Source organism: Candidatus Obscuribacterales bacterium (genome assembly GCA_019744775.1).
Taxonomy (GTDB): domain Bacteria; phylum Cyanobacteriota; class Vampirovibrionia; order Obscuribacterales; family Obscuribacteraceae; genus SBAT01.
The window spans coordinates 584902-597438 of the sequence record JAIETZ010000004.1 but is presented as its reverse complement, the minus strand read 5'-3'; the positions used below and the strand labels follow the sequence as shown (position 1 = coordinate 597438).

The following is a 12537-nucleotide window of genomic DNA, read 5'->3' as shown; positions in this document are numbered from 1 at the left end:
GAGTTCCAAATAGGTAATCTATGTAACTGATATCATAAGTGGCTATCGCTTTGTAATCAAGATTAGTTGCCTCATAAAGAGGGCGGTTGTAAGTGTCTTTAGAGATTGAGCAAGAAAGTACGGTTGTTGAGCCGGCGCTATCACGGCAACAGCCTCTTTGGCATGTCGTAGTTTTGTCCATCCTGACGTGCGGCGCTTATCCTATTTATTGGTTTTTTAAAAACTGGCGCGATCTAAAGGCTGAGGCAATTAACGAGCGTCAAAATAATCCGAGTTTGGAGCCATTTTTTGACATTAGTCCTTTGTTGCGCACGATGGGATTATTCGTACCGTTCTTGAATATCTATTTTGCAGTTGCGCAGGTGAAGAGTATTGCTGAACTTAACCCTTCCGAAAAATCGTATTCAAAACAACACCCCCTTATTGCATCCGGTTTGGTAATGGGGTTACTTATTGGAATACTTTTTCTGCAAAGGTTGCCTGGAATTTTATACATGTTGTGTTTCGCTGCCGGTGTTCCTTTAGCCTTCGTGCAATCGTGGCTAAATAATTATTGGCGATCGGTTGAGTCACCAGAACTAATTGTTCGTCAGACATTTACCGGCAAGGAACTAATTGCCGTCATTTTGGGCGGCTTATTGATTGGGCTAAATTTGGCCGGCAATATGATTGGTGTCACTGTAAAGTAAATTGGTTGTCGTTAGGAGTTGCTGATGGCTAAGATATCGGTTTTTGTCGGTACAAGAAAAGGACTATTTGTTCTTTCTAGTGACGAACGAAGAGAAAAGTGGAATTTCTCCGGACCGCAATTTTTGGGACATATCATTTATCACGTTGCACCGGATAGCCGAGACAAAAATAGAATGGTGATGGCCGCTAAGACCGGACATCTGGGTCCGACTGTTTATCATTCAGCAGATCGTGGTGCTAATTGGACAGAGTCAACCAAACCACCGGCGTTTGCCAAAGCTGGCGAAGATGGAAAAGTAGTCGACAACGTATTTTGGATTTCGCCAGGGCATAACGATGAACCGGAACGTTGGTATGCCGGTACGTCACCACCAGGTATTTTTGTAAGCGATGATCGTGGAGCCAACTGGACTCCGCTTGAAGGGTTTAACGACAATCCAAAATATGCAGACTGGTTTGCTCAAGGTGCAACACCAGGCGGGCAAATGCTTCACTCGATAAACATAAATCCGAGCAATAAAGATCACATGTACGCATGTGTGTCCGTCGGCGGGGTTTTTGAAACGACTGACCAAGGCAAGAAATGGCAGCCTTTAAATAGAGGGATTCAGGCGGACTTCATGCCTGATCCAAATGCCGAGTTTGGGCACGATCCTCATTGCGTGGTTTTGCATCCGGCCAAGCACGATCGTCTTTATCAACAAAATCACTGTGGAATTTACCGTATTGATAGACCATCCAATGAATGGATTCGCATTGGTAAAAATATGCCGAAAGAAATTGGCGACATTGGATTTCCAATGGTTGTCCATCCGCACGACCCGGAAACAGCTTGGGTATTTCCGATGGATGGGACTGAAGTCTGGCCCCGTACAAGTCCTGATGGTAAGCCGTCAGTTTATAGAACTCGAGATGCTGGAGAATCATGGCAGCGTTTAGATAAAGGACTGCCGGCGAAGAACGCTTTCTTCACAGTTAAAAGACAGGCAATGACTAACGATAATGCTTCAACAATTGGACTTTATTTTGGCACCAGCCAGGGTGAAGTCTGGGCAAGTATTGACGAGGGCGAATCTTGGAAATGCTTGGTTAGTTATTTGCCGGAGATTTACTGTGTTCGCGTTTTGGAGTACGAGGACTAAAAATGCTCGTACATATTCCAAGTCCCCTTCGGTCTTATACGGGCAATAAAAGCGAAGTCCAAGCTGACGGTTCATCAGTGGACAATGCATTGTCGAACCTGGATAAAACATATCCAGGTATTCGCTTTCGTATGATCGATGAACAAGGTGGAATTCGAGAGCACATAAAGCTCTATGTGAACAGAGAGCAAATCAAATCAATAAATACTGCTCTTAAGGGCAGTGAAGAAATCCATATAATTTGCGCGTTAAGCGGAGGTTGATGTGGCGGATTCATTGAGTAAATCTGAATTACTTCGATATAGCAGACATTTGCTCTTGCCGGAACTTGGTACCGAGGGACAAGAACGGTTTAAATCGGCTCGTATTCTTGTAGTGGGTGCCGGTGGACTTGGCTCACCAGTGATTCTGTATTTGGCAGCAGCTGGAGTTGGCAAAATTGGCATTGTTGATTTTGACAAAGTTGACTTATCAAATTTACAAAGACAAATCATTTATCGTAACTCTGATGTCGGAGAATCAAAAGTTAAGCGAGCGTCTGAACATGCGCAGCAATTAAATCCGGAAATTGAATTGGTCGAGCACGATTTCAAACTGTCGAGTGAAAATGCTATCGAACTTTTCAATCAATATGACGTAATTATCGACGGCACAGATAATTTTGCAACTAGATATTTAGTCAATGATGCCTGTGTGCTAACCAATAAACCAAATGTATACGGATCAATTTATCGTTTCGAAGGACAAGCTAGTGTATTCGTTCACGATGGCGGTCCTTGCTATAGATGTATCTTTCCGACGCCCCCACCACAAGATGCTGTGCCGAATTGCGCAGAGGGTGGTGTCTTAGGAGTAATGGCTGGTTTAATCGGATGCGTTCAAGCAACCGAAGCCTTGAAAATTGTTTTGAACAAAGGCGAAACTCTAAGGGGAAGTTTGCTCTTGTACGATGCCCTTTCAATGAAGTTCGACAAATTGCGGGTGCCCAGAGATCCAGACTGCAAAATCTGTGGCAGCAATCCGACAATTACTAAGCTTCAAGATATTGTTGTTACCTGTAGCACCAACACCGTTAGTGCCAGTGATCTCCATAGTCAAATCAAGTCAGGCGACAAGCTTGTCTTGCTTGATGTGAGAACACCTGAAGAAGTAGCTATCTGCCGACTGGAAAATTCAATCAACATTCCAATAGCAGAGCTTCAAAATCGTCTCAATGAGTTGGATAAGCAAGCTGACATTGTTGTCTACTGCAAAAGTGGAGCACGCTCAGCCAAAGCAGCCGAACTTCTCACTCAACACAACTTTGCCCACGTCAGAAATCTTGAAGGCGGCATCCTTGCTTGGATTCGCGATGTGGATTTGACGTTAAATGCCTATTGAAATTTAAAACCCGTGCTTCTTCGCCCACTTAACCAGTTGTTCTGGATCTTCTAACTCAATTTTTCCAAGTAGATGATTGATCGCTTCATCCAAAGCTTCTTGCGTTATACCAATTCTCTGAGCAGCCTTCTTCAATCCACTATGAAGAGTTAGATGCCTAAGTATGGCTCGTTCCTCGTGAGTTAAGTGCGTTATATGCCGTGGCAACGATGGCGAAATTACTGTTTTTGATCCACGCATCGCCATAATAATTGCCATACGAATAAGCGCAGGCTGATCTGTTTTTAAAACATAGCCAACCGCGCCGCAATCTAAAAGATCCTGCACTTCGGCAGCTTTGCCTTCGCTGGCAAACATGATCACTTTACAATTCTTGAGCGCAACCAACCTCTTGATTAGGTCGGGGACTTGCACAAGCCCGGGTAAATGAAGGTCTAGAAGTACGACATCCGGCAATTGTTGTTGAGCAACTTTGTAAGCCTCGTCCGAGGTCTCAGCTTGAGCAATGACTTCAACTGTCCCTTCCAGGGCAATTTCTTTTACCGCCGCTTGGCGAGTTGGTTCATGGTCGTCAACAACCATTAGTCGGATCATGCTTCAAGCCTTTCGCTATAATGAACCCAGTATCGTAACTAATGCGAGCAAGTCAACCATGAAAAATCGTCCACTTACAACTTTTGTAACTATTGCCGTAGCGCTCGGACTAATTTCCGGAACTGCTGCAACTTTCGCGAGGCCAAATAACTTGAACGAACAAATAAGCCAAGTCCCCCAGGGTGCTACAACCACTCAATCAGGACTTCAGTATCAAGACCTAGTAGTCGGTAAAGGCGAGCAACCACGCCGCGGACAAACCGTCGTAGTGCACTACACGGGTTGGTTAAGAGATGGGCAGAAGTTTGATAGCTCTGTCGACCGCGGTCAGCCATTTGAATTCCGCCTGGGTGCTGGACAAGTCATCAAAGGATGGGATGAAGGTGTCGGCAGCATGCATGTCGGCAGTAAGCGCAAGCTAATAATTCCGCCAAGTCTCGCTTATGGTGACAGAGGCGTACCGGGCGCGATTCCTCCAAACTCAACATTAATCTTCGACGTTGAGTTGTTGGGCGTTCGTAATTAACCTAACAATTGCTTCAATAAATCAACGAGCCTCTCTGGTATCTTTTCTACCAGGGAGGCAAGTTGTTTTATGCGCCTTATCCACACTTCCGATTGGCATCTCGGTCGGATTTTCCACGGCGTGCACCTGACAGATGATCAGGAGCATGCCTTGCGTCAGTTTGTGGATTTGGTTGCTGATACAAAGCCCGATGCAGTTCTAATTGCTGGTGACATTTATGACAGAGCTGTACCGCCGCCTGAAGCTGTGGCATTACTTGATGAAGTTTTGTCGTCGATTACCCTGAAACTCAAAGTGCCTGTCGTAATGATTGCTGGTAATCACGATAGTCCTGAGCGTCTTGGTTTTGGTTCGCGTGTGATGGCTGAAAGGGGACTGCATGTCTTTGGTCCTCTAAGCCAGGGAATTGAACCAGTTCAACTGGAAGACAAATACGGCGCGTTGAATTTGTATTGCTTGCCTTATGCAGAACCACCAGTTGTTCGTCAGGTTTTTGACCAAGAAGTGCAAGATCACAACGGCATTTTTAAACTGCTGGTAGATGAAACGAAAAAGCATCACCCTGCTGGAAGAAGATCAATTCTCATGACGCACGCCTTTGTAGCTGGCGGCGAAGAATCAGAATCAGAAAGACCACTTTCAGTGGGTGGCACGGGTATGGTTGATGCTTCGCTGTTTTCCGATTTCAACTATGTAGCTTTAGGTCATTTGCACAGGCCGCAAAAAGCCGGCTTTGACCATGTCCAATATTCTGGTTCATTGATGAAGTACTCGTTCTCGGAAGCCGAGCACAAGAAAGTAATTAACATAGTCGAGATGGATGACAGAGGCGAAGTTAAGCTTGAGAAGGTGAGTCTTTTGCCGCGTCGAGATGTTCGCCGTGTTGAAGGAGAGCTTTCTGAAATAATTGCGAAGGCAAAATCGGATAGCGGTAAGAACGACTATCTGATGGTTACTCTTAACGATAAGCAGGCAATTCTGGATGCGATGGGCAAGCTGCGTGAAGTTTATCCCAATGTTCTGCATATCGAACGCCCAATGCTCACGATAGATGGAAAGGTGGTGGGCAATCAAGCTGATCATCGCAAGATTGACGACGCTCAGTTGTTTGCTTCCTTCTTCTCTCAGGTAACAACTGAAGACTTATCAGAGGATGAACAAAATGCCTATAAGTCTGTCGTACAAGAAATGATGGGCAGCGATCGTGAGGTAATTGCATGAAGCCAATTCGCCTCACCATGAAAGCCTTTGGTCCTTACGCTGGTGAAGAGACGCTGGACTTTGCAAATCTCAAAGGGCGCAATTTCTTTTTGATTCATGGACCAACAGGGGCGGGCAAGACTAGTATTCTCGATGCAATTTGCTTTGCGTTGTTCGGGGATTCTAGTGGTGAAGAGCGCAAGAGCAAGCAAATGCGCAGTGATCACGCTGAGCAGAGTATTCAGACCGAAGTGACTTTTGAATTCATGCTCGGTCAAGACAGATATAGGGTAACAAGAAGTCCTGAGCAAGAACGAGCCGCGCGTCGAGGCAATGCCACAGTCACAACTAAAGGTCAGGCTACCTTGTGGAAATTAAGTGCACAACCTGTTGTGCTTGCCTCTAAGCCGAGCGATGTCACTGAGAGAATAGAGCAGCTTCTTGGTTTTAAGAGCAATCAATTTCGTCAGGTGGTGCTTCTGCCACAAGGTAAGTTTCGCCAGCTGATCATGGCAAATTCCAATGAGCGAGAAGCAATTCTGGAAGCTTTGTTTAAGACCGAGATATATCGTCGCATTGAAGAAGCCCTAAAGGAAAAGGCTAGTGGTGTTGGTGACCAGATTAAGGATAAAAAGGCTCGTCAGGAATTGATACTTGAACAAGCCGGGGCAACCTGTCTCGAACAAGTAGAGGAAAAGAAGCAATCAACGATGCTTCTAGCCGAGCAAATCCAAACAAGAGTAGCTGAATGCAAGTCTAACGAAAGTAAAACTCAAAAATTACTGATTGAGGCGAGGGAAACACTTCAGAAGCTCGATGAGGTGGCGCAAGCCGCGACTGCATTTGCTCTTCTAAACGAACAGAAGCAGTCATTCACGGATAAACAAACAGAACTGACGCAAGCTCGTCGCGCCCAGACATTGACCTCGGCTGAGACAACGTTGAAGCAACGCGCAGAGGAACTAGAGCAAGCCAAGTTCCAACTGCTGCAGGCAGAAGAATTAGCAACTGTTGCAGAAAGGAGTGCTCAAGAACAGCGCCAGGTTCTAGAAAAAGAAAGTGCTAAACAGGGCGAGCGCGATGAGGCGGCCAAAAAGCTTGTTTTTCTAACTGAGCTAGTGTCCAAAGCCAAGGACCTGGAATCGGCCAAGCAAAACGCGCTGACGACAGAAAAACAGTATAAGCAGGCAGATGAAAAGCGCCAGGTAAGTAAAAGACGGCAATCGGAATTACAAGTCGAGGTCGACAACCTGCAACAGCAAGTTTTAGGACTTCAAGTTGAAGTAGTCAAAGTTGACGCTTTAAAAGTCAGTTTCAAAAATCTCGAGCAGTCGTACGCCGACCAGAAGAGAATCGAACAACTTCAGGCGGAGTATAAAACCAAGAAGCAAGATGTCGATGAATCCCATTCGTGTTTGACGGCTGTGACCAGTCGTCTTGAGCAAGCAAGGGGTGAATTGGTAACTCTCGAAGACGAATTTACCAATGGACAAGCAGCAGTGCTTGCTTTGAAGTTAATTGATGGCTCGCCTTGCCTTGTGTGTGGTTCTATCGAACACCCTCATCCTGCTAAGGCAGCAGGTAATTTGTCTGAGTCTTCACTCAAGGCAAAACGCGAAGAAATTAAACAATTGGAAGGCACTTTTAGTGAAGTTTCAGCGGACTATCAAAAGCAATCCGCAGTCGTTGCGAAATTGGAAGCGGAAAAGGATTCTTTAAATAAACGCCTGGGAGACCTGGGCTTCACCAATTTGCAGCAGCTTGTCGAAAAGCTCGAGTCAGCAAAACAAGCTTACGAGTCTGCATCTTCTTCTGAATCTCGACTAGTACAAACGCAATCTCAGTTGGTTAAGCTGAAGGCAGATCTCGAAAAGGAGCAAACAGAATTTGCCAATCTTGATGCTCTACTTCTTGAAAGCAAAGCAGCCTTTGAAAAAGCACGCGCCGTTCTAGCGGAGCGTCAAAGCCAAATACCTGATGAATATGCAGATGCTCAGGCAGTTCAAAACGCCAAGCATGAGGCACAATTACGTTGCGAAAATCTGAAAGCTAATTTTGATAAAGCTCAGGATAGCGCTAAGCGAGCATCCGAGTTTTATGTGGCGGCAAAGGCAACTTTGGAGAAATCCAAAGAATCTCAGGTATTGGCTGACAGCCGACTGCAGGTACAAAAACAAGAGTTCTTGTCCGCTATGAAAGAAGCAGGTTTCCAGAACTTGCAAGAATTCAAAGCAGCTAGGAGATCTTCTGAAGACATTGCACGTCTAGATAGTGAGACGACAAAATATCAAACGGATTTAGCAGCAGCCGTAGATCGTCTTAAGAGAGCACAGGCGTCCGCAGCCAATTTGCAGCGTCCTGATATTCAAATCTTTGAAGCTAACTACCTAGCCGCAAAAGATGAAACAGAAAAAGCCGTGCGTGAAGAAGCGTCATTGAGCGAACAGCTGAAACAAATTCAGGTCTGGTTGAATGAACTATCAAGAGTCTTGAAGGAAATTGAAACACTTGAATCTCGTTACGGCATTGTTGGCCGCTTGGCCGAAGTAGCGTCAGGTCGCAATGCCTTTGGTGTTACTTTCCAAAGATTTGTTTTGGGCGCTTTGCTGGATGATGTCCTAATTGCCTCGTCGCAGCGTTTGCGAATCATGAGTAAAGGTCGCTATCAGTTGCAGCGAATGACTACACGTGCGGACAAACGAACTGCCGGCGGACTGGATTTAGAAGTGTACGACACGTATACCGGCACAACTAGACCAGTAGCTACACTTTCCGGTGGAGAAAGTTTCATCGCTTCTCTTTCCATGGCGTTGGGATTAGCCGATGTTGTTCAGTCTTATGCCGGTGGTGTTTATCTAGAAACCATATTTGTTGATGAAGGCTTTGGCAGTCTTGATCCTGAATCTCTTGATCTGGCGCTGCGAGCTCTAATAGACCTTCAACAAGGTGGCAGACTTGTCGGTATTATTTCCCATGTTCCTGAACTAAAGGAACGAATAGACGCACGCCTGGAAGTCATCCCTGGACGCAGCGGTAGCTCTGCGCGCTTTGTGGTCGCTTGAACGACAGAATTTGCTAGACTATAAAAATGGCGCAAAAAAATCTGGCATTATTGGCGTTAATATGTCTGATATTTCAGGCAAATTCTCAATCGGCTTTTGCTCAAGGCTTTTTTCGCGGCTTGAGAGATGCCGTTGAAGAAACAGTGCGTGGGGCTGGACATATTACTAAAGAAGCTGTTGACGCAACCGTTGATACCGTGGATGAAGTTACAGATAGTCCATCGAGTGTGCCTCGTCGCTCTCAGCCTAGCACCTCTACAGGACACTATCCTGCACAAGTAACGATAGACAGCAGCTCGACTTCTGCTTATGCTGATGCTCAAATTGCTCAGCCTGATCCTAAGGCTCCTCCTGCAACATTTAAATTTGGCGGTCATGATTGGGAGTCTGGTGATAAAAATGCACCAATTATGGGTGTTTCAGTTCCTGTGCCAATTCCTGACAGGGCTCAGATTCTGGAGGCAGAAGTGCCGGGTCCACCGCGGCAAGATGAGATACCGGTACCTAAGGCTCTTGCAGCGCAAATTTCTCAACAGTTGCATGGAGCAGGTGCCAGTGCTGTTATTGGCGGTAAAAGGAAAAATGGCTTTCCTGTTGCCGGTGAAACTTACGTCAAGATTAGCGGTGTTGAGTACCGCTTTCGTCCGGACGGTAGTTGGTGCTCTGGTTGCAGTGCAGATCCCAAAGATAGCTTTAGAGCAGGCTCTGTTATTCTCACGGCCGGTAAATTCTATAAACTCAGTCCCGCAATGAAGTGGCAATATCTTCAGTAAGAGTGATATGGACATCAATTTAACCGATTATTTGCACTATGAGACGGTTGCTGAAGTCTCGTTGAAAAATCTTATTCTCGGTGGCATGTTTGCCATGCTCTTTTCGTGCCTGCTTGTTGGCTTGCTTCTGCCTTTCATGCTTGTGCTGATTGTCCCTGTTGCATTGTTTTTGATGATTTTTCTGGCGTGTAGTTTGGCCTTTGGTGAAATATCCTCGCGAAAAGCACAATCAATCGCGAACAGACACTTAAGCGCTCCAGGCAAAACAAAATTGCAAGTGATTGAGCAAGTAGGAGAAAAATCGGCATTAGTCCTTAATGATTGGGGTGTGGTGTTCTGTTCTGTGGGTAAACGACCAGTTGAATTCTCATGGGACGAAATTGCTCAGGTGGATGAACCGCAAGCAAAAGTTCTTATTGTGCGGGACAGGAATAATGCTAATTTCAAGCTCGACTTAGCCGTTGCGAAACGATTCTTTCTTGTTACCGCATCAATGTTTTCGAAAATACCCGCTCGGTGCAACTTCGATATTAATCCACTTACAGGAGAGTCTCGTCTTATAGAGAAATTGAAAACTGAGCCAAGAGAATGGAAAGGGTCCTGGGGGCATTTCAAAGTCAGTGATGAAGGCGTTGAATTCAATGATAGGAAAATTCAGTGGGATGTATTGCAGGAAGTAGACGAGACAATTGCCGATGCGGATCCGGATCCTGGCATGTTAGGCAAGATCTACTCTATGCGTTTCAAGGCGCCGGGTACATCGTTTGTGGTTACAAGTAACCATTTGGAAAATGGCTATGATCTCTTAAAGCGCGTAACTGCTGAAAAGCGCCCTCAGTCAACTTCGTTTGCCGGTGATGCTTCAAGCCCGCGAGATATTGCCTATGACGAATTTTGTCTTCTGCAAGAATTGCTCTCGGTGCAGACGCCGCTTAACAAACGCAAGGCGGCTTACCTTGAGCGCTACTATTCTTATATGTTTCAATTAATAAACAGATTCAAGTTTAAGTTTTACCCGCAAGTGCGCAGGTTTCTAGAAGACTATGCCAAAGTTCTGAGATTTATGGGGCGTGAAGCAGAAGCCAAGCAATTGGACGAATTTGTGCCTGACTAACTATTGTTTGATAAACATGCAGAGAGCTAGTGTAATGAATGCAGTTTTGGCATCTACGTAAGCACTGCGATCTTCTTTGAATTTCTCTGCCATAGCAATTTTTAGTGTTTCATATTCTTTCGCGCCGCGCTCATTTGCGCGTAGGTAGTCTCTTAGCACTATCCTTCTTGTTTCTTCGTCGCTGCCGGTCTCGACTATGTACAAATGATGTGTATGTGCGTTGAGAGAGCCTTTACAAAAAAAGTTCGCAGAGTTTTGTTCATCATATGCCCTTTCATAGCCAAGGGCGGTAAGTTTTTCGCCATAGTCTTTGGCATTAGTCGAGCTGCTGACGGCTATTTGAATGTCAATAATAGGATTGGCGGAAAGTCCGGGAACAGCGGTGCTACCTATGTGCTGAATGTCGACGATTGTGCCGCCGAGCGCTTGTTTGAGCAGCGTCGCCTCGGATTCGTATTGTCGTGGCCATTCTGAATTATATTTTTCAACCACAATAGGATCTTTATCTGTGATCATGCTTTGGTCACGTGCTATGTTCCGGGTGAATGTCTTTTTCTTTCGCTTCTTCCATTGGTGCTTTAATTGCTTGTCCCAGCCAGCCGCGTTTAACCAGATAAGTCAGCATGGCGACGGTAACTAAAAACATCAAAAGTAGTGAAAATGGATAACCGAAATACCAGCTCAACTCCGGCATATTCCATGGTGAAGTTTCGGTATGAAAGTTCATTCCATAAATACCGGCGATAAAGGTAGGGGGAATGAAAATAGTTGCAATGATGGTTAATACCTTCATTACTTCGTTTGTGCGATTACTTACGCTGGACAAATAGACATCCATTAAGTCGGAGCAAAGTTCTCTATAGGTTTCGATAAAGTCCATCACCCGGACTACGTGATCGTAGGTGTCGCGTAGGTACACGCGCGTGTCGTTGGTAATTAGTGGAGATTCATCGCGAATTAGTTCATTTATTGTTTCGCGCATTGGCCAAACCGCTCGACGAATGAGCAATAAGTTGCGTTTGAGATCGTGCATTAGATTAATGGTGTGCCGGCTGGGATTGCTTAATATCTCGTCTTCGAGATCTTCCAAGCGTTCGCCGTAAGTTTCAAGCACTGGAAAATAACCATCAACGACTGCATCCAAAATTCCGTAAGCTAGTTGATCCGTGCCCTGGCTGCGCATATGCCCATATCCTTTGCGCAACCTATCGCGCAAAGGGTTTAGGCAATCGCCTGGAATTTCCTGAAAGCTTATGATGTAGTTCTTGCCAAGGAACATGCTCAGTTGTTCGATTTGCAAATGAGCATTTAGGCTAATCATTCTTGTAACGATGAATTGGCTCTTGCCATAAATTTCAACTTTAGGTCGTTGCTGGCAATTAACCACGTCTTCTACTGCTAGTGGATGCAGTTGAAACATGTGGGCAATTTCTTGAATCTTGTCAATGGCAGACAGTCCGTCAACATTAATCCAGACAACCGGGTAATTGTTTAATAGATTGGCGATAATCGATAGATCGTCAAGTTCTTGCTCTAAGAACTGATCTGGTCCGTAAGCGATGACATCAATTTTGGTTTTTACAGCGTGAGGATCTTGCGTTAGCGTTCCAGGTGGAGCACCCGGTTCTATGCGCCCTTCCAAATCCGAGTTGAGTTTGTGTGAAACTCGGTGCCTTTTACCCATGAGAATATCGTCCTATGAGAAATCTCGTGTCAATGATTCTGACACAGGACGAGGCAAATGGCTACCAGCTCCGGTGCTGCTTTAGGCAGCACCATTGCCTACCTTTTCTCGATTGTTATTCGTTCACTAGCTGCTCTTGCAGAATTTGGCCTTGGCCCAGTTGACGACGTAATAGAGTGCTGATAACCCTACTGCGCCAGCGAGGACCTGATGCATGGTTCCGCTTGTTCCTACGAGCTGCGCGAGCATATCGTAGTTAAAGAAGGTAACCATACCCATGTTGAGCCCGGCTACTACCAAGAGAACTGTGGCAATGAGGTCGATGTTTTTCATTTACTTTGTTGCCCTTTTTAAGAGGGCTACCTTGTATGG

Annotated in this window: 13 protein-coding genes; 9 read left to right on the top strand and 4 right to left on the bottom strand. The window is 45.5% G+C overall.

The annotated features are described in order from the left end of the window. Nucleotides 1–92 precede the first annotated feature (92 nt). From K2Y22_12060 to moeB, 4 genes are read left to right on the top strand one after another with little or no spacing between them, the layout of a single operon-like run. On the top strand, nt 93–689 hold the full coding sequence (locus K2Y22_12060) for a DUF4234 domain-containing protein (GenBank protein MBX9879185.1): 597 nt from the start codon (nt 93–95) through the stop codon (nt 687–689). A gap of 24 nt (nt 690–713) precedes the next feature. Then, nucleotides 714–1832 carry a hypothetical protein gene (locus K2Y22_12055; protein ID MBX9879184.1) on the top strand — a complete coding sequence of 373 codons (1119 nt, stop codon included), beginning with the start codon at nt 714–716 and terminating at the stop codon, nt 1830–1832. Nucleotides 1833–1834: 2 nt separating this feature from the next. Next, entirely contained in the window at nt 1835–2095 is a 261-nt protein-coding gene (locus K2Y22_12050; protein ID MBX9879183.1) for a MoaD/ThiS family protein, read from the top strand. Nucleotide 2096: 1 nt separating this feature from the next. Continuing rightward, nucleotides 2097–3212, top strand: coding sequence for a molybdopterin-synthase adenylyltransferase MoeB (gene moeB / locus K2Y22_12045; GenBank protein ID MBX9879182.1), 1116 nt, complete (start codon nt 2097–2099; stop codon nt 3210–3212). Between the two features lie 3 nt (nt 3213–3215). On the opposite strand, the gene K2Y22_12040 is transcribed toward moeB, so the two are convergent. After that, nucleotides 3216–3806, bottom strand: a complete 591-nt coding sequence (locus K2Y22_12040; GenBank protein ID MBX9879181.1) for a response regulator transcription factor — start codon at nt 3804–3806, stop codon at nt 3216–3218. A gap of 58 nt (nt 3807–3864) precedes the next feature. On the opposite strand from K2Y22_12040, the gene K2Y22_12035 reads away from it, so the two are divergent. The 5 genes from K2Y22_12035 (at nt 3865) to K2Y22_12015 (ending at nt 10481) form a co-directional block, all read left to right on the top strand. After that, entirely contained in the window at nt 3865–4332 is a 468-nt protein-coding gene (locus K2Y22_12035; GenBank protein MBX9879180.1) for an FKBP-type peptidyl-prolyl cis-trans isomerase, read from the top strand. Between the two features lie 69 nt (nt 4333–4401). Next, nucleotides 4402–5553, top strand: a complete 1152-nt coding sequence (locus tag K2Y22_12030) for an exonuclease SbcCD subunit D (protein MBX9879179.1) — start codon at nt 4402–4404, stop codon at nt 5551–5553. Next, entirely contained in the window at nt 5550–8594 is a 3045-nt protein-coding gene (locus K2Y22_12025; protein MBX9879178.1) for an SMC family ATPase, read from the top strand. Before K2Y22_12030 ends, K2Y22_12025 begins: the two co-directional genes overlap by 4 nt. A gap of 26 nt (nt 8595–8620) precedes the next feature. Next, nucleotides 8621–9367: a hypothetical protein gene (locus K2Y22_12020; protein ID MBX9879177.1), complete on the top strand. Its 747-nt coding sequence runs from the start codon at nt 8621–8623 to the stop codon at nt 9365–9367. Between the two features lie 7 nt (nt 9368–9374). Then, on the top strand, nt 9375–10481 hold the full coding sequence (locus K2Y22_12015; protein MBX9879176.1) for a hypothetical protein: 1107 nt from the start codon (nt 9375–9377) through the stop codon (nt 10479–10481). On the opposite strand, the gene K2Y22_12010 is transcribed toward K2Y22_12015, so the two are convergent. From K2Y22_12010 to K2Y22_12000, 3 genes are all read right to left on the bottom strand, one after another. Beyond that, on the bottom strand, nt 10482–10997 hold the full coding sequence (locus K2Y22_12010) for a GrpB family protein (protein ID MBX9879175.1): 516 nt from the start codon (nt 10995–10997) through the stop codon (nt 10482–10484). It lies immediately after the preceding gene. Nucleotides 10998–11004: 7 nt separating this feature from the next. After that, a complete protein-coding gene (corA, locus tag K2Y22_12005; GenBank protein ID MBX9879174.1) occupies nt 11005–12165 on the bottom strand; it encodes a magnesium/cobalt transporter CorA in 1161 nt (386 codons plus the stop codon). A 126-nt stretch (nt 12166–12291) separates the two neighbouring features. Then, a complete protein-coding gene (locus tag K2Y22_12000; protein ID MBX9879173.1) occupies nt 12292–12498 on the bottom strand; it encodes a DUF378 domain-containing protein in 207 nt (68 codons plus the stop codon). Between the last annotated feature and the right edge of the window lie 39 nt (nt 12499–12537).